This is a genomic window from Streptomyces sp. NPDC058697 (assembly GCF_042715345.1).
Lineage (GTDB): Bacteria > Actinomycetota > Actinomycetes > Streptomycetales > Streptomycetaceae > Streptomyces > Streptomyces liliifuscus.
Window position 1 is genome coordinate 1 of record NZ_JBHXSU010000016.1, and the last position, 18894, is coordinate 18894.

Here is an 18894-nt window from a genome sequence, read left to right on the forward strand (position 1 = left end):
GCGCAGTTCCCCGCGCCCCTGAAAAGCGGGGCTGCGCCCCTGGCTTTTCGTCTTTTAGGGGCGCGGGGAACTGCGCGACCAGCCCCCACCGGGCCCGCAGCAAACACACAACACGAACCCCGCAACCCAACAAACACTCAGACCGTCTCAGCCGCCTTCGGCGTCGAAGCGCCCCGCAGCGGGACCTCCTTCACGAACACCGCCGCGACAAGGGCGACGACCGCGACGACCGCCCCGAGGAGGAACGCCGAGTGCGTCCCGGCGGACACCGCGTGCTGGTACGCCTCACGCGCAGCGACCGGCAGCTTCGCGAGGCTCGCCGCGTCCAGCTGGGCCGACTGTTCGGTGACCTTCGAGCCCAGCGCCCCGGCCCGCTCGGCCATCACGTCCTGGACCCGGTTGTTGAAGAGCGCGCCCATGATCGCGACCCCGAAGGACGACCCGAGCGTACGGAACAGCGTGGTGGTGGACGACGCGACGCCCATGTCCTTCATCTCGACGCTGTTCTGCGAGACCAGCATGGTGATCTGCATCAGGCAGCCCATGCCCGCACCGACCACGGCCATGTACACCCCGGACGTCAGTCGCGACGTATCCGTGTCCATCAGGGACAGCAGGTACAGCCCGACGGCCATCAGCGCGCTGCCCACGATCGGGAAGGCCTTGTAGTGACCGGTGTTGGTGGTGACCCGCCCGGCGACCATCGAGGTGACGAGCATCGCGCCCAGCATCGGCAGCAGCAGCAAACCGGAGTTGGTCGCGGACGCGCCCTGCACGGACTGCTGGTAGAGCGGCAGGAAAAGCACCGCGCCGAACATCACGAACCCGGCGATGAAGCCGATGACGGACATCAGCGAGAAGTTGCCGCTCCGGAAGATGTGCAGCGGCACGACCGGCGCGGCGGCCTTGGTCTGCCAGAACAGGAACCCGACGAGCGACGCGACCCCGATCCCTATCAGCTCCATGATCATGGCGGAGCCCCAGGCGTACTCGGTCCCGCCCCAGGTGGTGACCAGCACGATCGCGGTGATGCCCACGGTGAGCAGCCCGGCCCCGAGGTAGTCGATCCGCGCCTGCGCCCGCTTCCTGGGCAGATGCAGTACGGCGCTGATGGCGATCAGCGCGACGACACCGAGCGGCAGGTTGATGTAGAAGGACCAGCGCCAGCCCCAGTGGTCGGTGATGGTGCCGCCGACCAGCGGTCCGCCGATCATGGCGAGGGCCATCACGCCGGCCATCATGCCCTGGTACTTGCCGCGTTCCCGCGGCGGAATCAGGTCCCCGATGATCGCCATGACGCCGACCATCAGACCGCCGGCGCCGAGCCCCTGGATCGCCCGGAACCCGATGAGCTGACCCATGTCCTGGGCCATGCCGCTCAGGGCGGACCCGATCAGGAAGAGCACGATCGAGGTCATGAAGACGCCCTTGCGCCCGTACATGTCGCCGAGCTTGCCCCAGATCGGGGTGGAGGCGGCGGTCGCGAGCGTGTAGGCCGTGACGACCCACGACAGGTGTTCGAGCCCGCCCAGTTCTCCCACGATGGTCGGCATGGCAGTGCCGACGATCATGTTGTCGAGCATCGCGAGGAGCATCGCGATCATGAGCGCGAGCAGGACGACCCGTACGCTCCTGGGCTGCTTGCCCCCGGACTCGGCCGCCCCCTGTTCCGCTCCTGGTCCCGCCCCCGCTTCCGCCACTGCCTCGGCTGCGTCAGCCGCCTTGGTGTCCGCCACTGTCCCCACTCCCCTGGGTACTGCACTGCCGCTTATTTGCACTTACTTGCCGACCGGCTAGTTGACTACACTGGGGAAAAGTAGACCCGTAACTAGCCGGGCGTCAAGTAAGTTTTTCTTTACCTTACGGCGAGCACCTACGACACGTAGGGACGACAAGGACGAGGAGCAGCCACGATGGACGGCAGCAGGCAGCGGCGGCGTGGGGACACCCGTCAGCGCATCCAGGACGTGGCCGTCGAACTCTTCGCCGAGCAGGGGTACGAGAAGACGTCACTGCGGGAGATCGCCGAACGGCTGGACGTCACGAAGGCGGCGCTGTACTACCACTTCAAGACCAAGGAAGACATCCTCATCAGCCTCTTCCAGGACCTGACGAGGCCGATGGACGAGCTGATCGAGTGGGGCAAGGGGCAGCCGCACACCCTGGAGACCAAGCAGGAGCTGCTGCGCCGCTACAGCGAGGCGCTCACCAACGCCGCCCCCCTCTTCCGCTTCATGCAGGAGAACCAGGCGACGATCCGTGAGCTGAGCATCGGCGAGTCCTTCAAGGACCGCATGCTCGGGATGCTGGACATCATCAAGGAGCCGGACGCCGCGCTGACGGACCAGGTCCGGTGCGTGAGCGCGCTGTTCACGATGCACGCCGGGATGTTCGCCCTCAAGGACATGGAAGGCGACCCCGAGGACAAGCGGAAGGCCGTCCTTGAGGTCGCCATCGATCTGGTCACGCAGGCGCACGGCGGCGCGTCCGGGTCACTCTGAGGCCCGGACTCCCAGGCCAGAAGCCGGGGGCCCGAGGGCCCGAGGCCTCTTAGAGGCTCACGCCCTTGGTGCGCAGGAAGGCAACCGGGTCGACCGCCGAGCCGTAGCTCGCCTTCGTACGGATCTCGAAGTGCAGGTGCGGCCCGCTGGAGTTGCCGGTGTTGCCGGACAGGGCGATGCGCTGGCCGGTCTTCACTATCTGGCCGGGCTTCACGTCCACGCGGGACAGGTGCGCGTACTGCGAGTACGTACCGTTGCCGTGCTTGATCACGACGGCGTTGCCGTACGCGGGTCCGTCGCCGGCGCCGTTGCCGCCGGCCTTCACCACGGTGCCGCCGTGCGCGGCGACGACCTGCGTGCCGGAGGCGACGGCGAAGTCCTGGCCGGAGTGGGTGGACGACCAGAGGTTGCCGGCCTGGGCGAACTTCGCGGAGAGCTTGTACTTCTTGACGGGGTCGACCCAGGAGGCGGCCTTCTTGGCCGCGACCGGCTTGGCGGCGGCCTTCTTGGCGGCCGTCTTGCTCTTGGCCTTCGTCTGAGCGGCGGCCTTGGCCTGCGCGGCGGCCTGCTGCTGCACCGAGACGGCGGCGGAGTCCGGCAGCGCGACGGCGCTCGCCTTGGTGTCGGCGGCGACCGCGACCCCGGCTCCGAGCGCGGCCGAGGCGCCCAGGCCGAGGGCCATGGCGGCGGCCCGGACGCGGAGCTTGGGCGTGCCGGGAAGGTGGGACGTGATGCGCTGCGACATGGGGACTACCTCCAGGGGGACGGACATCAGCACACCCGGCGCGCTGTCGGCGCACCGGGCGAGGCATCCCTTGGTAACCCGCGCCCCCGTCATCCCACAAAGGCCCCATCTACGACCTCAAGTCGTACTTGACACTGAAACTTCCGACTCCTTGACAAGAAGAACGTCTGGGACGAAATCCTCCGCCTTTTCTACGGGAAGTCGGGTTTACGCCCACTTCAGAGCCATCTGCCCCGGCCCCGGAGCCATGGGTCCGGGCCCGCGCCGCACGGCCCCCGACCCCGTCACCACCCCCGGGCCAAAGGTCCTTTTTGCCCGTTTCCACTCCACCACTACTCGCCCTAGTACCGGACAAATCGCCTGTGCGTCATGTCACCGGAGGGCATGATCCAGGGGCCTGGGAATGTGGCGGGGGCTACACCAGGGCCCAGGTGGTTCGCCTACGCTCGGTGCATGGTCGACGCCGGAGTGCTCGGGGCCCGTATCGCGTCCAGCGCGGCCGCACCGCTCGTGAAGAGACTCTTCGTGAAGGACCAGCCGGGGGACGGCCGGGCCGGGGGAACAGCCGGTGACCACCGAGGAGGCCACGGCGGTCACCCACGCCCTCGCGCACTCACTCGCCTCCCTCGGGACCCTCACGATCCAGGACAGGGGCCTCCGGGCGGTGACAGTTCAGTGACACGCGGCGACAGAACGGTGACAAAAGAGGCCACAACCAACCCCCGGGTCCCCTGGTCTCACCTGGTGTGGGGCGGACGGCAGTTGACCTTGCCGGAAGCACCGCCCGACACGGACTCACGGATTCACAGACACACCAAACTGGGGGAACAGAAATGAAGCTCGTCCGTCACGCAGCCGCCGTCGCCGTCGTCGTCACCGGTGGTGCCCTCGCCCTCGCGGCGCCCGCCTCCGCGTCGGCCTCCGCGCCCACGGCGCCCAGGTCGGCTGCCGTCGCGGCCCCGTCGGAGGCCCCGGTCGCGAAGTACAACGGCGCCTGCGGCACCGGTCACAAGGTGATCGACTCCGCCAACATGGAGAACCTCGGCACCACCTTCCTCACCTACAACAAGACGACCGGCGAGAACTGCGTGGTCACCGTCCGCACCAAGCCCGGGGCGGCCGTGAAGATGTTCGCCCGGCTCAGCTCGAAGACCGGCGGAACCGCCACCGACAGCGGCCGGTTCACGACGTACGCGGGGCCCGTCTACATCGAGGCCCCCGGCGAGTGCGTCACGTGGGAGGGCGGCATCACCACGTACTCCACGAAGGGGACCGGCCACTGCGGCTGATCCACGGCCGGACGCCCGGCCGGCGATCCCCGGCCGGGCGCAAGCCCGACAAGCAGCCGCACACTTTCGAAGCGCGTCCCCGGCCGCAGACCCCCTAGCCGCACAGCGGCAGCGCCCCGAACACATGCTCGCGCCAGAGCCCCCGCGACACCTCCTCCGGGTACGGAGCCACCGCGGGCTTCGCGTCGAAGATCCGCACCGACCGCTGCTCGACGTCGTACGCGGACCACCCCGGGCCCTCCCCCGCCGCGAACCCCGTCCAGGAGGCGCGGACCAGCCGCGACAACTCCTCGGCCTCGGCGGGCGGTTCCTCCCCGAGCAGCAGCGCGGGCAGGCCCTCGCCGAGGTTGCCGAACACCAGCGGCACATCGAGCCCGTGGCAGGCGCCCAGCATCCCGCCCATGCCCGGCGCCTTCCAGACCAGCTCGTAGACGTGCGCGCGACCGCCGCCCGCGATCTGCGCCTCGGCCAGCCGGAGCGAGGGCATGCGGAACAGCCAGTCGGACTGGACGAGTTCGTAGAGCTCCTCGGCGCTCGCGGCCGGGAACGCGGCACGGTAGGCATCGCCACCCGCCGCACCACCCGCCGCACCGCCCGCGGCACCGCCCGGTCCGAACGTCCGCAGTGCGACGGCAGCCTGATCCTCCGTCACCTCACCGGTCAGTCCCCGGAGCAGCATCATCAGCCGGAACTCGTCACGGGTGTGGCCGGCCACGAGTTCGACGTCCCGTCCCGCACCGGAGGCCAGCGCCTCCCAGGGGGCGGCCGGCAGCACGTCGCCGTCGACGACCGGCGCGACCGGGATCAGCGCATGGGCCGTCGGCCCCCACCGCTCCGCGAACGCCCCGCCCTTCGCGCCGACCGCGTCCGCCACCGCGGGCAGCCGTCGCGGGGCCACCGCCCCCATCTCCTCCACCGTCGGCCGCACGCCCAGCTCCGCGGCGAACTCCCGGGCGATGTCGGCGGCGAGCTCGGGCGAGAAGAACGTACCGGGCACGCTCTGCGCGACGGCCCGGCCGAAGAGCCCTGCCGCGCGAGGCATGGTGAGCAGCGCGGCCAGCGAACCCGCGCCCGCCGACTGCCCGACGACCGTGACCCGGCCCGGATCACCGCCGAAGGCACGGATGTTGTCCCGCACCCACTCCAGCGCGGCGACCTGGTCGAGCAGGCCCCGGTTGGCGGGCGCTCCCTCGATGTGCCCGAACCCCTCGATGCCGACCCGGTAGTTGAGCGTCACCACGACGACGGCACCCTCCCGCGCCAGCCGGCCACCGTCGTACTCGGGCAGGCCCGACATCCCGATGACGTACGCGCCGCCGTGCATCCACACGATCACCGGCAGCCCCGCACCGGGGTCCGGGTCGGGCGTCCAGACGTTGAGGGTCAGCCAGTCCCCCTCGTCCACCGCGTCGCCGGACACCAGCGCGTCCATGCCGAACGCGGCGGACTGCGGAGGCGGTGTCCCGTACGCCACCGTCTTCCGTACGCCGTCCCAGCTCCGCACGGGCACCGGCGCCCCGAACCGCAGTGCGCCGACGGGTGGTTCGGCGAACGGAATCCCCTTGAACACCGCCGATCCCGACGCCTCTCCGGCTCCCCGCACCACACCTGCCGTCGTACGGACCTCGGGTTCGTCGGCACCCATCACGGCTCCCTCTGCAGACAGTTCGGCCATCGCGGATCATCCCGTCGAACCGGACGCCAGGGCCACCGGTTTTTGGTGTCTCAAGATCCACTGACAGGGCCGACCTCGGCCACTAGGCTGGTTCGGCCGAGCCCCAAAGGGGCGCGGGGAACTGCGCGACCAGCCACGACGGACCCGCAGTCGACGGACCATGCCCGGGGGAACTCCATGGAACCAGCAACCGTCGGAGTCCGCCTGGCATCCACCGTGGCCACGCCGCTGATCAGGAAGCTCTTCACGCCGGAAGGGCCGGGCGCCGGGCTCGTCGACAAGCCCGTACGCATCGCGTCCCGCCTCTCCTTCAGGGGCGAGCAGCGCACACTCGGCGAGAAGGACGTCACCAGGCTCGCCGCCGAGCTGGTCAGGCGGGCCCTGAAGGACGCCGACGAACGCCCCATACCCGCCGACGAGGCGCAACCCGTCGTCCACGCCCTGGCCGACACCCTCCGTGCCCTCGGCGACATCACCATGACCGACGCCCAGGCCGTGGCGCTCGGCCATTCGGGCCTCGCACTCCATCTCCGCCATGCCGCCGGAAGCCCCGACCGGGACCTCGACTTCGACGCGACCCTCTTCTACGAGCGGCTCCTGGACACGGCCTGTCTGCACATCCTGCACTTCTTCACCCAGCGCTCGACGTTCGTCGCCCGGACGCTCGTCGAGCAGACCCGCCGACAGTCCGAACTCATCGCCAAGGTCGACGAGTTGATCGCCCGCACGCCGCGTCCCGGCGACGGGGACGGGGCGTTCGAGCGGCGGTATCTCGCGTACGTCGCCACGAAGCACAGCAAGCTGACGATCTACGGCATCGACCTCGCCAACACACCGAACCGCTGGCAGCTCGACGCCGCCTACATGACCCTGCAGGCGGTGCGCCGCTCCGCGGACGGGGAGTCGGCCGACTACGGAGACGCGTACCTCGCCTCGCCCGGTACCCCGCTGCCCGCCGAGGAGGCGCTCGCGGACCACGACCTGGTGCTGCTGCGCGGAGTGGCGGGCTCGGGCAAGACGACCCTCGTCCAATGGCTCGCGGTGACGGCGGCGCGGGCCGAGCGCGGGGACCGTATCCCCTTCGTCCTTCCGCTGCGTACGCTCATCCGCCGCGCCGACGGACTGCCGGCGCCCGCCGACTTCCTGGCGGCCGTGCGCGTCCCGTTCCACGGCACGGCCCCGGACGCCTGGGCGGACCGGGTCCTGGCCGCGGGCCGCGGGCTCCTCCTCGTCGACGGCATCGACGAGATCCCCGAGCGCGACCGCGAGCGGACGAGGACCTGGCTGCGGGACCTCCTCGACGCGTATCCCGGCAACCAGTGGCTGGTCACCTCCCGTCCCTCCGCCGTGGGCGAGGACTGGCTCACCCCGGACGGATTCACCGAACTGCTCCTGACTGCCATGAGCCGCGCCGACGTCACCGCCTTCATCCGGCGCTGGCACACGGCGGCCGCCGCCGACGCCCAGGACACGGAACTCCTCGCCTCGTACGAGCACTCGCTCCTGGAGGCCGTCAGGGTCAAACAGGACCTCGGCCGCCTCGCCACCAACCCCCTGATGTGCGGGCTGATCTGTGCCCTGCACCGCGACCGGCGCGGCTATCTCCCGCACGGACGCCAGGAGTTGTACGACGCGGCCCTCTCCGCACTCCTCTCGCGCCGCGACCAGGAACGGTCGATGCGGCCCGACCACATCCAGCTCAGCGAACTCCCGCAGATCCAGCTGCTCCAGCGGCTGGCCTACTGGATGATCCGCAACAACCAGGCGGAGATGGACCGCGAACGGGCCGAGCGCATCATCGCCGACGCGCTGCCCTCGCTCCCCGCGGTGGCGAGCCAGGGCGACGCGCCCGCGATCTACCGCCATCTGCTGATCCGCAGCGGGCTGCTCCGCGAACCCTCGGTGGGGACCGTCGAGTTCGTCCACCGCACCTTCCAGGACTACCTCGGCGCGAAGGCGGCGGTGGAGGACGGCGACTTCGGGCTCCTCGTCCGCAACGCCGCCGACTCCCAGTGGTCCGACGTGATCCGCATGGCCGTCGCCCACGCCCGTCCGCGCGAACGGGCCCAGCTCCTGCGCGACCTGACCGGCTCCGCCGAAGGCGTCGAGGGCGCCGCGGGCACCCGCATCCGCCTCCTCGCCCTGGCCGGCCTCGAACACGCCACGGAACTCGACCCGCAGGTCCGGGCCGACGTGGAGGAACAGGCGGCCACACTCATTCCGCCCCGTACGACGGACGAGGCCAAGGATCTGGCCTCGGCCGGCCCGCTGGTCCTGGAACTGCTGCCCGGGCCGGAGGGCCTCTCCGACGCGGAGGCGCGGGCCGTCGTCATCACCGCGTCCCTCATCGGCGGCGACGCGGCCATCCCGGCCCTGGCCCGCTTCCGCACCCACCCGGCCGTGTCGGTACGCGCCCAACTCAGCTGGAGCTGGGACCGGTTCGACTCCGACCGGTACGCGGCCGACGTCATCGCCCACCTGCCCGAGGACGGGCTCTACTTCACCGCCCGTTCGGCGGCCCAGTTGCGCACCCTGCGTTCGTTCGGCGGCCGTCCCCACCTCCAGCTCGTCGGAGACTTCGAGGATGCGGAGCTGCACGCCTGCCTCGATCCGGACACGACTCGCCTGCTCGTCGTCCGGGACAACAACAGGCTGCGCGACCTGAACGTCCTCGCACCCCTGCGCCGGCTGCTGCGACTCGCCGTCAGCGGCAGTCCGCACGTCGAGGACCTCACGCCGCTGAGCGAATTGCCGCTGGAACATCTGTCGTTGGACTACATGCCGGGCCTGGAAAGGCCGGATGTGCTGGCGCCGCTCTCGGCCTCGGCCACCCTGCGCGAACTCGACACCGGAGTACCGCTCCAGGGCGAATCCCTCGATGTCGCACTCCCGGACCTGCCGCTGGCCTCTCTGCGATTCACCAAGAATGCCCTCCAGTTCACCGGACTGCGCGGCCTGCGCCATATGCGCTCGGTGAAAACACTGGCCCTGGGCACCCTCTTCGAACCGCTCACCCCCGAGGACTACGAAGAGGTCGCCCTGCTCCCCGAACTCGAGGAATTGCACCTCAAGTGGGCCACCCTCCCGTGGGACGAAGGCCCTGTCCTGCCGGGCATTAAGCGGCTCCGGTTCCACAAATTCACCGGAAACGAAGATCTCACGGCGGTATCGGCTCTGTTTCCGGGGCTGCAGTCGGTCGCATTCGCGCTGGCCCAGGATACGGCGGAGGTCCCGGAACACACCCGCGCCCTCTTCCCGGGCATCCACACCGTGACGAGGACGTACACCACTCTCTAGCCCAACCCCACCTGGGCACCCTACAGTTACCGACGAGTAATCTCTTCGCTTCCCTGTGGCCTCACACGCACATGAGCATGCACCACGACCCATGTCCGCAGCGCTCCGACGCGAGAGGAACCCCCCATCCCATGACAGGAAGAAGCTGGCAGCGCCTCATTGGCGTGACCGCCGCCGCCACCGCCGTGACCGCGGCCCTGGCGATCCCTGCCACCGCCGCGACCCCGGCCGCCGCCCCCGCCGCGGCCACCACCGTCGCGACCGCCGCCTCTGCCGCCGCCGCGGCGGACGTGGACTACGACACCTGGCAGAAGGACTGCCGGGCCGTCATGGCCGAGGCGCTGCCCTATCTGAAGGACCGCATCGCCGACGCGTCCGCCGGCGAGAAGCAGGCCATCGTCTTCGACATCGACAACACCACGCTGGAGACCGACTTCGGCTTCAGCTACCCGTCGCCGGCCAACGCGCCCGTCCTCGACGTCGCCAAGTACGCCCAGGACCGCGGCGTCGCCCTGTTCTTCGTCACGGCCCGCCCGGACATCATCAAGTCGGTGACGGAGTACAACCTCAAGCACGTCGGCTACAAGGTCTCGGGCCTGTACGTACGCAACTTCATCGACCTGTTCAGGAACGTGGCCGAGTACAAGACGGCCCAGCGCACGGCCATCGAGGCCAAGGGCTACACGATCATCGCGAACATCGGCAACAGCGCCACCGACCTGTCGGGCGGGCACGCCGAGAAGACGTACAAGCTGCCGGACTACAACGGCCAGCTGTCGTAACCGAACCACGGCCGGGCACGACGAAGGGGCCGGTGCCTTGTCGGCACCGGCCCCTTCGGTCGTTCTCAGGTCTCAGCCTCAGTCTCGGACGGAACCCCTGGGGGTCACGCCTCCTTGCTCAGGTTGGGACCGGCACCGCCGGCGGCCTGCTCGATCGGCGGGACGTCCGGCAGCGCGGACTTCTCCTCGCCGCGGAAGGTGAAGATCTTGTTCTCACCCTCGCCCTCGGTGTCCACGACCACGATGTGACCGGGGCGCAGCTCGCCGAAGAGGATCTTCTCGGAGAGCGTGTCCTCGATCTCGCGCTGGATGGTGCGACGCAGCGGACGCGCACCCAGCACCTGGTCGTAACCCTTGGTGGACAGCAGCTCCTTGGCGGACTGGGAGAGCTCGATGCCCATGTCCCGGTCCTTGAGGCGCTCGTCGACCTTGCCGATCATCAGGTCGACGATCTTGAGGATGTCTTCCTGGGTCAGCTGCGGGAAGACGACCACGTCGTCGACGCGGTTGAGGAACTCGGGCCGGAAGTGCTGCTTCAGCTCGTCCGAGACCTTGTTCTTCATGCGCTCGTAGTTGGTCTTCTTGTCGCCCGAGGCCGCGAAGCCCAGGTTGAAGCCCTTGGAGATGTCCCGGGTGCCGAGGTTGGTCGTCATGATGATGACCGTGTTCTTGAAGTCCACGACCCGGCCCTGGGAGTCGGTCAGGCGACCGTCCTCCAGGATCTGCAGCAGCGAGTTGAAGATGTCCGGGTGGGCCTTCTCGACCTCGTCGAAGAGGACGACGGAGAACGGCTTGCGGCGGACCTTCTCGGTCAGCTGGCCGCCCTCTTCATAGCCCACGTAACCGGGGGGCGAACCGAAGAGACGCGAGACCGTGTGCTTCTCGCTGAACTCCGACATGTCGAGGGAGATCAGCGCGTCCTCGTCACCGAAGAGGAACTCGGCCAGAGCCTTGGAGAGTTCCGTCTTACCGACACCGGAGGGGCCCGCGAAGATGAACGAACCACCGGGACGCTTCGGGTCCTTCAGACCGGCGCGCGTACGACGGATCGCCTTGGAGAGCGCCTTGACGGCGTCGACCTGGCCGATGACCCGCTTGTGGAGCTCGTCCTCCATGCGCAGCAGGCGCGAGGACTCCTCCTCGGTCAGCTTGAAGACCGGGATGCCGGTGGCGGTCGCGAGGACCTCGGCGATCAGCTCGCCGTCGACCTCGGCCACGACGTCCATGTCGCCGGCCTTCCACTCCTTCTCCCGCTTGGCCTTCGCGGCGAGGAGCTGCTTCTCCTTGTCACGGAGAGAGGCGGCCTTCTCGAAGTCCTGCGAGTCGATCGCGGACTCCTTGTCACGACGGACTCCGGCGATCTTCTCGTCGAACTCGCGGAGGTCCGGCGGCGCGGTCATCCGGCGGATGCGCATCCGGGAGCCGGCCTCGTCGATCAGGTCGATCGCCTTGTCCGGCAGGAAGCGGTCCGAGATGTACCGGTCGGCGAGCGTCGCCGCCTGCACCAGGGCCTCGTCCGTGATGGACACGCGGTGGTGGGCTTCGTAACGGTCGCGCAGACCCTTGAGGATCTCGATGGTGTGCGGCAGCGACGGCTCCGCGACCTGGATGGGCTGGAAGCGGCGCTCCAGCGCGGCGTCCTTCTCCAGGTGCTTGCGGTACTCGTCGAGCGTCGTGGCACCGATCGTCTGCAGCTCGCCACGGGCCAGCATCGGCTTCAGGATGCTCGCGGCGTCGATGGCGCCCTCGGCGGCACCGGCACCGACCAGCGTGTGCAGCTCGTCGATGAACAGGATGATGTCGCCGCGGGTGCGGATCTCCTTGAGGACCTTCTTCAGGCGCTCCTCGAAGTCACCGCGGTAGCGGGAGCCGGCGACCAGGGCGCCGAGGTCCAGGGTGTAGAGGTGCTTGTCCTTGAGGGTCTCGGGCACCTCGCCCTTGACGATGGCCTGGGCGAGACCTTCGACGACGGCGGTCTTGCCGACGCCGGGCTCACCGATCAGGACCGGGTTGTTCTTCGTACGGCGGGACAGCACCTGCATGACCCGCTCGATCTCCTTCTCGCGCCCGATGACCGGGTCGAGCTTGGACTCACGAGCGGCCTGGGTGAGGTTCCGGCCGAACTGGTCGAGGACCAGGGACGTCGAGGGCGTGCCCTCGGCAGGACCGCCACTGGCGCCGGCGGTCTCCTTGCCCTGGTAACCGGAGAGCAGCTGGATGACCTGCTGCCGCACCCGGTTGAGATCTGCGCCCAGCTTGACCAGGACCTGGGCGGCGACGCCCTCGCCCTCGCGGATCAGGCCGAGCAGGATGTGCTCCGTGCCGATGTAGTTGTGGCCCAGCTGAAGGGCCTCGCGGAGCGACAGCTCCAGGACCTTCTTGGCACGGGGGGTGAAGGGGATGTGCCCGGACGGGGCCTGCTGGCCCTGCCCGATGATCTCCTCCACCTGCTGGCGGACCGCCTCGAGCGAAATCCCGAGGCTCTCCAGGGCCTTAGCGGCGACACCCTCACCCTCGTGGATCAGGCCCAGGAGGATGTGCTCGGTGCCGATGTAGTTGTGGTTGAGCATCCGGGCTTCTTCCTGAGCCAGGACGACAACCCGCCGCGCGCGGTCGGTGAACCTCTCGAACATCGTTAATCGCTCCTCAGAGCGGTCAGGCAGTAAGGGGACGCTCCCCTCCCTGTCCTTCCGCAGCTTAGTCCCGCAAGCGGGGACCGCTCATTCCAACTGCCGACACCGTCCTTGGCCTCCTGACCCCGAACGCCGACATCTGCTCCAACCTGATGGTGCGAGACGATGTTCCCGCAGGCCAGGCAGATACCCCCACCATCTGTACGCCGATGGCGAACGTGAGATGCCCGAGCCATGCGTGTCGCCCCTCCCACTAGGGATGTCTTACCCGTACGCACTGACACTCCATGCCGAACGCACCGGTTCCCTCCGCTATGGGCGAACATCCTTGCGCCGCGGACCGCTGCGGAGCGCCCACTTTTCGGACACTCTGCGCACACGCGAAGCCACCCAGCGTAACTCGAACGCGGCTGTGGCGGTTGGCCTTGCATGGTCTTCACGGTCCCTTCTCCCCGCCGGCCCCTCGACACGAGTCACCCGAGCGACTCGGGCCACCCGAGCCACGCGAGTCGCGCGGTCCGGCATTGGTACGAGAACGAACTGGGCTGGCCGACCGTGCCCGGCACTCCCGTGGACCTGCCGACGGGGCTGCGTTTCGACGTACTGGACGCACCGGTGGAGGCGGGGTACGCGGCGCTGCGGCATCTGCGGCCGGGCTCTCCGGTGGCCGTGCGGGCGGACCGGATGCGGATTCTGGTGGCAGCGGGAAGCGCGGACGAGCTGCCGGGGCTGCTCGACTGGCTGGAGTGGGGGGCTCTCGCGCTGGATCTCAGGGCGATCGGCGAGGGCGGGCACATCGAGGCACCGCTGCCGCCCGGCACCTTCACGCTCGGCACTTCGGCGCCCGTTGCTTCGGCGCTCGGCACTTTGGCGCCCGTTACTCCGGCGCCCGGCACACCGCGACTTGCGGGGACCCCCGTACCTGTCCCCGCGCATACGTCTGCGGATACCGCTGTGGACGACTCGCAGGGGGCCGCTGTCTGGCTGCGACCCCCTGAGCCTGGCTGCGAGGTGGAGCCGTCGCTGCCGACGCTGTCGGCGCTCGGTGGGGGCGTTGGGGGCGCCCCCGATCTCGTACGACTCGTGGACACGATGGCGACGGAATGCCATCGCATCCGGCTGCGCCGTTCCTGTGCTCAGCCTTTGGCCATGTCGTAGGCCTCTGCTCAGCCGTTGGCCTTCTCGTAAGCCTCACGAATGGACGCCGGAACGCGACCGCGGTCATTGACCTCGTAGCCGTTCTCCTTCGCCCACGCGCGGATCTGAGCGGTGTCCTGGCTGCCACCGGAAGCGGCGCGCGCCTTTCCACGGCTCCCCGAGGCGCGGCCTCCGGTACGACGACCGCCCTTGACGTACGGCTCGAGAAGTCCACGGAGCTTGTCCGCATTGGCAGTCGTGAGATCGATCTCGTACGTCTTGCCGTCCAACGCGAACGTCACGGTCTCGTCCGCCTCGCCGCCGTCGAGGTCGTCGACAAGAAGGACCTGAACCTTCTGTGCCACCGGATTTCCTTTCATCGATATCTTCAGGGACGGGGTCCGCGGCGGCCGCCGCTGTTTCACGTCCCTGTTATATGCACTACTGCAGTACGTCGGAAAGCAAACCGCTTTTGCTGGAAAAACACAAACCCCTGGCAGAGACCGACGGACCCGGGAAGACCGGAAACGTGCGCGTTTCGGACATAGGGCCCGCGGGCAAGGGCCGCCGGGCTAGTGGCGGGAGTATGCCGCGGGTATTACGGGGTGGCGATCACAGATGCAGAAGCATCCGGCTGTTGCCCAAGGTGTTCGGTTTCACTCGTTCGAGACCGAGGAACTCGGCCACGCCCTCGTCATAGGAACGCAACAGCTCGGCGTAGACATCGGTGTCCACAGGTGTCTCACCGATCTCCACGAAGCCGTGCTTCGCGAAGAAGTCGACTTCGAAGGTCAGGCAGAATACGCGGCGAACACCGAGCCAGCGGGCGGTGTCCAGCAACTTCCCCAGCAACTGATGTCCGACGCCGGCGCCCTTCATCGAGCCGTCCACGGCGAGAGTGCGGACTTCCGCGAGGTCTTCCCACATGACGTGCAGAGCGCCGCAGCCCACGACCTCCGTGGTTGAACCGGAGTCGTGTTCCGCGACCCAGAACTCCTGGATGTCCTCGTAAAGCGTCACCGTCGCTTTGTCGAGCAGGATGCCGCCGCGGACGTAGGCGTCGAGGAGACGTCGAACCGCCGGGACATCGCTGGTCCTGGCCCGGCGGACGGTGAGGGCTTTAGTGGCGGCTTCGGGCTGCTCTGCTGGCATGAGCGGACGTTATCGCCCGGTCTCGCCCCCGGCGGCGGCGGGGTTCTCGCCGACGGGGTTCTCCGCTTCCGGGTTCTCCGCGGCCGGGTTCTCGACTGCCAGGTTCTCGGCTACCGGGTTCTCGACTGCCGGGTTCTCGACTGCCGGGTTCTCCGCCGTCGGGTTCTGTGGCGCGGGGGTTTCCTCGGGGCCTTGGACCATACGCACGGCATCGCGCAGTGCTTCACGCTGTTCCGGGGACATCATGCCGAAGAAGGCGACGAGAGCGGCGGCCGGGTTGTCGCTCTGGGTCCAGGCTTCGTTCATCAGTGCCGCCGCGTAGGCGGCGCGGGTGGAGACCGCCTCATATCGATAGGCCCGGCCTTCGGCTTCGCGACGCACCCAGCCCTTCTGATGGAGATTGTCCAAAACGGTCATCACCGTCGTGTAGGCGATGGACCGCTCCTGCTGAAGGTCTTCCAGGACTTCCCGAACGGTCACCGGGCGGTTCCACTTCCACACCCGCGTCATGACCGCGTCTTCGAGTTCTCCCAATGGGCGAGGCACAGCTCAGAACAATAGGGGGAGATGTCGCCAATCACGCGGTGGACGTGGCTTTGGATGACAAACAGCAACAAAAAGGGCGTACGACTCGAAAAGCTGATGAGTCGTACGCCACGGGGTGGACGCCGTCCGGCGCCCGGGTGGGGCTCAGGCGCCGGTGTCGCGGGAGGCCTGGCGGGTGCTCTCGGCGCGGGCGAGGGCCGCGTCGACGACCGCGTCCTCCTTGGCCTTGTTGGCGCCGCCCTGGGTCTTCACGATCGTCACGATCAGACCGGTGAAGAACACGGCCATCACTACCGGGGGCACGAGCGCGGAGACGTAGTCCATGCCGTCCAGAGTAGCCAGGGGCCGTGGGGGGTGCGGGGTGGGGGTGGCGCGGGCCGCCCCCACGGTGCGGCTAGACCGCGGCGAGCTGCTGCGGTGCGTTCGCGGGCGGGGCGGCCGGTTTGCGCCTCGGGGGGAAGACCTCGCCGGGGGTGGGGATGGGGCGGTCGCGGCGCGGGGACTGCGGCTTGGGCTGTGGGGAGGCCGGCTTCTCGGCGGGCTTTTCCGCGGGCTTCCTGCCGGGTTCCTCGGTGGCGGCGGCGAGGCCGCCAGGGAGGGCCGTCAGACGGGTGCGCGCACGACTGCGGGAGGCCGGGACCGCACGGAGGGCGAGACGCAGGCGTACGTCCTGCTCCGCGAGGTCGTGGCAGCGGTCGAGGAGGACCGCCGCGACGGGGTTGCCGCGCAGGGCGCGCAGCGCGGCGAGGTCGTCCGGGACCGGGTGATAGCCGACCACGAGGGCCTCCTCAAGGAGCGTCAGATAGCCGGCCGCCGTGCCGGGGAGCGCGGCGCGGTAGCGGGCGAGGTCGGCCAGCAGGAAGGCGCGCAGCCGGGCGCCCTCGCGGGCCGCCTCGTCGACTGCCTCCGCCAGGCGGAGGCAGTCCTGGACGTCCTCGGCCGAGGCGGGGCGGGGGTGGAGGGCGAGAGCGAGCGCACGTCGGAGCACACGCAGCTCCTCCGCACCGAACGCCATGCCGCCGCGGGATCCATAGGGCGTGGGCATGCTCGCGACGATACGCGCTAATCAGACAAAATCCGTAGATCGGGTGCCGGTGTGGCGTGGCTTCGCCGCGCCGTGATTACGGGGGTGCCACCGAGGGTGCGTGGGGACGTGCGGGCGGGTGGGGGCTGGGCGCGCAGTTCCCCGCGCCCCTGGGTGGGTGCGACCGGGGGACGCGCGTTGCCTGCGGGTCGTCCTGGGTTGCTCGCGCAGTTCCCCGCGCCCCTTTGGGGCGTCTAGGTGCGGGACACGTTTCTTTCGTAGACCAGGCGGAGGCCGATCAATGTCAGCCAGGGTTCGTGTTCGTCGATGACCGAGGATTCGCCGAGGACCATGGGGGCGAGGCCGCCGGTGGCGATGACCGTGACGTCGTCGGGGTCGTCGGCGAGTTCTCGGGCCATGCGGTTGACGACGCCGTCGACCTGGCCCGCGAAGCCGTAGATGATGCCCGACTGCATGGCCTCGACGGTGTTCTTGCCGATGACCGTGCGGGGGCGGGCGATCTCGATCTTGCGGAGCTGGGCGCCGCGGACGCCGAGTGCCTCGACGGAGATCTCGATGCCGGGGGCGATGACGCCGCCGGCGTACTCCCCGCGCGCGGAGACCGCGTCGAACGTCGTCGCCGTGCCGAAGTCGACGACGATGGCAGGGCCGCCGTAGAGCTCGACGGCCGCGACCGCGTTGATGATGCGGTCGGCGCCGACCTCCTTGGGGTTGTCCATCAGGATCGGGACGCCCGTCTTGATGCCCGGTTCGACGAGGACGGCGGGTACGTCGCCGTAGTAGCGGCGGGTCACCTCGCGCAGCTCGTGCAGGACCGAGGGGACGGTCGAGCAGATGGCGATGCCGTCGATGCCGTCGCCCAGCTCGTCGCCGAGGAGCGGGTGCATGCCCATCAGGCCCTGGAGGAGTACGGCCAGCTCGTCCGCGGTGCGGCGGGCGTCCGTGGAGATGCGCCAGTGCTCGACGATGTCCTCGCCGTCGAAGAGGCCGAGGACGGTGTGCGTGTTGCCTACGTCGATCGTGAGCAGCATGTCTACTCGGCCTCGCTCGTCGTCGACGCGTCGGAGACCTCGGACGTCCGCGAGACCTCGGACGCCTCGGAGGCCTCGCGCAGGTCGAGGCCGATGTCGAGGATGGGCGAGGAGTGCGTGAGGGCGCCCACCGCGAGGAAGTCGACGCCCGTCTTCGCGTACGTCGGGGCGGTGTCCAGGGTGAGGCGGCCCGAGGCCTCCAGGAGTGCGCGGCCGCCGACGATCGCGACTGCCTCCTCGCACTCGCCGGGCGTGAAGTTGTCGAGGAGGATCAGGTCGGCGCCCGCGTCCACGACCTCGCGGAGCTGGTCCAGGGTGTCGACCTCGACCTCGATCGGCACGTCCGGGAAGGTCTCCCGTACGGCCTTGAAGGCCTGGGCGACGCCGCCCGCGGCGACCACGTGGTTGTCCTTGACGAGGGCCGCGTCCGAGAGGGACATGCGGTGGTTGACTCCGCCGCCCATGCGGACCGCGAACTTCTCCAGGGAGCGCAGTCCCGGCGTCGTCTTGCGGGTGTCGCGCACGCGCGTGCCGGTGCCCTCCAGAACGTCCGCCCACGCGCGCGTGGCCGTCGCGATGCCAGAGAGCCGGCACAGGAGGTTCAGGGCGCTGCGCTCGGCCGTCAGCAGGTCGCGGGTTCGGGTCATGACGCTCAGGAGCTGCTGGCCGGCCTCGACGCGGTCGCCGTCGTCGACGTGCCGCTCGACCTCGAACTCGTCCGTGCAGACCACGGAGACGACCGCCTCGGCGACCCTGAGGCCCGCGACGACACCGGCCTCGCGGGCGGTGAAGTCGGCGGTGGCGACGGCCTCCTCGGGGATGGTCGCGACCGTGGTCACGTCCACGCCGTGGTCGAGGTCCTCCTCGATGGCCAGATGGGCGATGTCCTCGATCTCTACGGGGTCGAGCCCGGCGTCGGCGAGGAGCTGCGCGAGGGCGGGGTCGAGCCCGCACTCGGCGTACTCCAGGGGATCGACGTCGTACTCCCCTGCGGCGCCGCAGCCGCAGCCGTCGCCGCAGCCACCGCCGGTGAGGAGGGGAAGGTCGGGGGTGCTCACTTC

16 protein-coding genes are annotated in these 18894 nt (G+C 69.3%); 5 read left to right on the forward strand and 11 right to left on the reverse strand.

Going from position 1 to position 18894, the window contains the following annotated elements:
* Window positions 1-137 precede the first annotated feature (137 nt).
* Window positions 138-1700 carry an MDR family MFS transporter gene (locus ACFWXQ_RS31050; RefSeq protein ID WP_383935803.1) on the reverse strand — a complete coding sequence of 521 codons (1563 nt, stop codon included), beginning with the start codon at window positions 1698-1700 and terminating at the stop codon, window positions 138-140.
* A 213-nt stretch (window positions 1701-1913) separates the two neighbouring features.
* Between ACFWXQ_RS31050 and ACFWXQ_RS31055 the strand changes: the two genes are divergently transcribed.
* Window positions 1914-2501: a TetR/AcrR family transcriptional regulator gene (locus tag ACFWXQ_RS31055; RefSeq protein ID WP_383935789.1), complete on the forward strand. Its 588-nt coding sequence runs from the start codon at window positions 1914-1916 to the stop codon at window positions 2499-2501.
* A gap of 49 nt (window positions 2502-2550) precedes the next feature.
* On the opposite strand, the gene ACFWXQ_RS31060 is transcribed toward ACFWXQ_RS31055, so the two are convergent.
* Entirely contained in the window at window positions 2551-3246 is a 696-nt protein-coding gene (locus tag ACFWXQ_RS31060) for a M23 family metallopeptidase (protein ID WP_383935787.1), read from the reverse strand.
* An 833-nt stretch (window positions 3247-4079) separates the two neighbouring features.
* Between ACFWXQ_RS31060 and ACFWXQ_RS31065 the strand changes: the two genes are divergently transcribed.
* Window positions 4080-4535, forward strand: coding sequence for a spore-associated protein A (locus ACFWXQ_RS31065; RefSeq protein ID WP_383935785.1), 456 nt, complete (start codon window positions 4080-4082; stop codon window positions 4533-4535).
* Window positions 4536-4629: 94 nt separating this feature from the next.
* On the opposite strand, the gene ACFWXQ_RS31070 is transcribed toward ACFWXQ_RS31065, so the two are convergent.
* Window positions 4630-6180, reverse strand: a complete 1551-nt coding sequence (locus ACFWXQ_RS31070) for a carboxylesterase/lipase family protein (protein WP_383935783.1) — start codon at window positions 6178-6180, stop codon at window positions 4630-4632.
* Between the two features lie 207 nt (window positions 6181-6387).
* Here ACFWXQ_RS31070 and ACFWXQ_RS31075 point away from each other — a divergent pair, with 207 nt between their 5' ends.
* Together ACFWXQ_RS31075 and ACFWXQ_RS31080 are read left to right on the forward strand one after the other, a co-directional pair.
* Window positions 6388-9507, forward strand: coding sequence for an NACHT domain-containing protein (locus ACFWXQ_RS31075; RefSeq protein WP_383935782.1), 3120 nt, complete (start codon window positions 6388-6390; stop codon window positions 9505-9507).
* A gap of 131 nt (window positions 9508-9638) precedes the next feature.
* Entirely contained in the window at window positions 9639-10289 is a 651-nt protein-coding gene (locus tag ACFWXQ_RS31080; RefSeq protein ID WP_383935780.1) for an HAD family acid phosphatase, read from the forward strand.
* Window positions 10290-10393: 104 nt separating this feature from the next.
* Here ACFWXQ_RS31080 and ACFWXQ_RS31085 read toward each other — a convergent pair whose 3' ends face one another.
* A complete protein-coding gene (locus ACFWXQ_RS31085; protein WP_383935778.1) occupies window positions 10394-12922 on the reverse strand; it encodes an ATP-dependent Clp protease ATP-binding subunit in 2529 nt (842 codons plus the stop codon).
* A gap of 429 nt (window positions 12923-13351) precedes the next feature.
* Between ACFWXQ_RS31085 and ACFWXQ_RS31090 the strand changes: the two genes are divergently transcribed.
* Entirely contained in the window at window positions 13352-14080 is a 729-nt protein-coding gene (locus tag ACFWXQ_RS31090; protein ID WP_383935776.1) for an SCO3374 family protein, read from the forward strand.
* An 8-nt stretch (window positions 14081-14088) separates the two neighbouring features.
* On the opposite strand, the gene ACFWXQ_RS31095 is transcribed toward ACFWXQ_RS31090, so the two are convergent.
* The 7 genes from ACFWXQ_RS31095 to nadC all read right to left on the reverse strand — a co-directional run bounded on the left by ACFWXQ_RS31095 (window position 14089) and on the right by nadC (window position 18891).
* The gene (locus ACFWXQ_RS31095) at window positions 14089-14424 is read right to left on the reverse strand and encodes an Lsr2 family protein (protein WP_055618215.1); all 336 of its coding nucleotides are present in this window, start codon (window positions 14422-14424) and stop codon (window positions 14089-14091) included.
* A 247-nt stretch (window positions 14425-14671) separates the two neighbouring features.
* The gene (locus tag ACFWXQ_RS31100; RefSeq protein ID WP_383935774.1) at window positions 14672-15211 is read right to left on the reverse strand and encodes an amino-acid N-acetyltransferase; all 540 of its coding nucleotides are present in this window, start codon (window positions 15209-15211) and stop codon (window positions 14672-14674) included.
* Between the two features lie 9 nt (window positions 15212-15220).
* Entirely contained in the window at window positions 15221-15721 is a 501-nt protein-coding gene (locus ACFWXQ_RS31105) for a BlaI/MecI/CopY family transcriptional regulator (RefSeq protein ID WP_383935772.1), read from the reverse strand.
* A 180-nt stretch (window positions 15722-15901) separates the two neighbouring features.
* Window positions 15902-16081: a hypothetical protein gene (locus ACFWXQ_RS31110; RefSeq protein WP_189843148.1), complete on the reverse strand. Its 180-nt coding sequence runs from the start codon at window positions 16079-16081 to the stop codon at window positions 15902-15904.
* Window positions 16082-16151: 70 nt separating this feature from the next.
* Window positions 16152-16772: a hypothetical protein gene (locus ACFWXQ_RS31115; RefSeq protein WP_383935801.1), complete on the reverse strand. Its 621-nt coding sequence runs from the start codon at window positions 16770-16772 to the stop codon at window positions 16152-16154.
* 263 nt (window positions 16773-17035) lie between these two features.
* Window positions 17036-17833 carry a type III pantothenate kinase gene (locus ACFWXQ_RS31120; RefSeq protein ID WP_200397476.1) on the reverse strand — a complete coding sequence of 266 codons (798 nt, stop codon included), beginning with the start codon at window positions 17831-17833 and terminating at the stop codon, window positions 17036-17038.
* 2 nt (window positions 17834-17835) lie between these two features.
* Window positions 17836-18891 carry a carboxylating nicotinate-nucleotide diphosphorylase gene (gene nadC, locus ACFWXQ_RS31125; protein WP_383935770.1) on the reverse strand — a complete coding sequence of 352 codons (1056 nt, stop codon included), beginning with the start codon at window positions 18889-18891 and terminating at the stop codon, window positions 17836-17838.
* Between the last annotated feature and the right edge of the window lie 3 nt (window positions 18892-18894).

What these genes read in the sequence shown, in the direction of transcription:
- ACFWXQ_RS31115 (WP_383935801.1), bottom strand. Translation starts at nt 16,772, where the DNA reads ATGGCGTTCGGTGCGGAGGAGCTGCGTGTGCTCCGACGTGCGCTCGCT.
- ACFWXQ_RS31105 (WP_383935772.1), bottom strand. Translation starts at nt 15,721, where the DNA reads ATGACGCGGGTGTGGAAGTGGAACCGCCCGGTGACCGTTCGGGAAGTC.
- ACFWXQ_RS31085 (WP_383935778.1), bottom strand. Translation starts at nt 12,922, where the DNA reads ATGTTCGAGAGGTTCACCGACCGCGCGCGGCGGGTTGTCGTCCTGGCT.
- ACFWXQ_RS31075 (WP_383935782.1), top strand. Translation starts at nt 6,388, where the DNA reads ATGGAACCAGCAACCGTCGGAGTCCGCCTGGCATCCACCGTGGCCACG.
- ACFWXQ_RS31055 (WP_383935789.1), top strand. Translation starts at nt 1,914, where the DNA reads ATGGACGGCAGCAGGCAGCGGCGGCGTGGGGACACCCGTCAGCGCATC.
- ACFWXQ_RS31060 (WP_383935787.1), bottom strand. Translation starts at nt 3,246, where the DNA reads ATGTCGCAGCGCATCACGTCCCACCTTCCCGGCACGCCCAAGCTCCGC.
- ACFWXQ_RS31065 (WP_383935785.1), top strand. Translation starts at nt 4,080, where the DNA reads ATGAAGCTCGTCCGTCACGCAGCCGCCGTCGCCGTCGTCGTCACCGGT.
- ACFWXQ_RS31070 (WP_383935783.1), bottom strand. Translation starts at nt 6,180, where the DNA reads ATGGGTGCCGACGAACCCGAGGTCCGTACGACGGCAGGTGTGGTGCGG.
- ACFWXQ_RS31090 (WP_383935776.1), top strand. Translation starts at nt 13,352, where the DNA reads ATGGTCTTCACGGTCCCTTCTCCCCGCCGGCCCCTCGACACGAGTCAC.
- ACFWXQ_RS31120 (WP_200397476.1), bottom strand. Translation starts at nt 17,833, where the DNA reads ATGCTGCTCACGATCGACGTAGGCAACACGCACACCGTCCTCGGCCTC.
- ACFWXQ_RS31100 (WP_383935774.1), bottom strand. Translation starts at nt 15,211, where the DNA reads ATGCCAGCAGAGCAGCCCGAAGCCGCCACTAAAGCCCTCACCGTCCGC.
- ACFWXQ_RS31080 (WP_383935780.1), top strand. Translation starts at nt 9,639, where the DNA reads ATGACAGGAAGAAGCTGGCAGCGCCTCATTGGCGTGACCGCCGCCGCC.
- ACFWXQ_RS31110 (WP_189843148.1), bottom strand. Translation starts at nt 16,081, where the DNA reads ATGGACTACGTCTCCGCGCTCGTGCCCCCGGTAGTGATGGCCGTGTTC.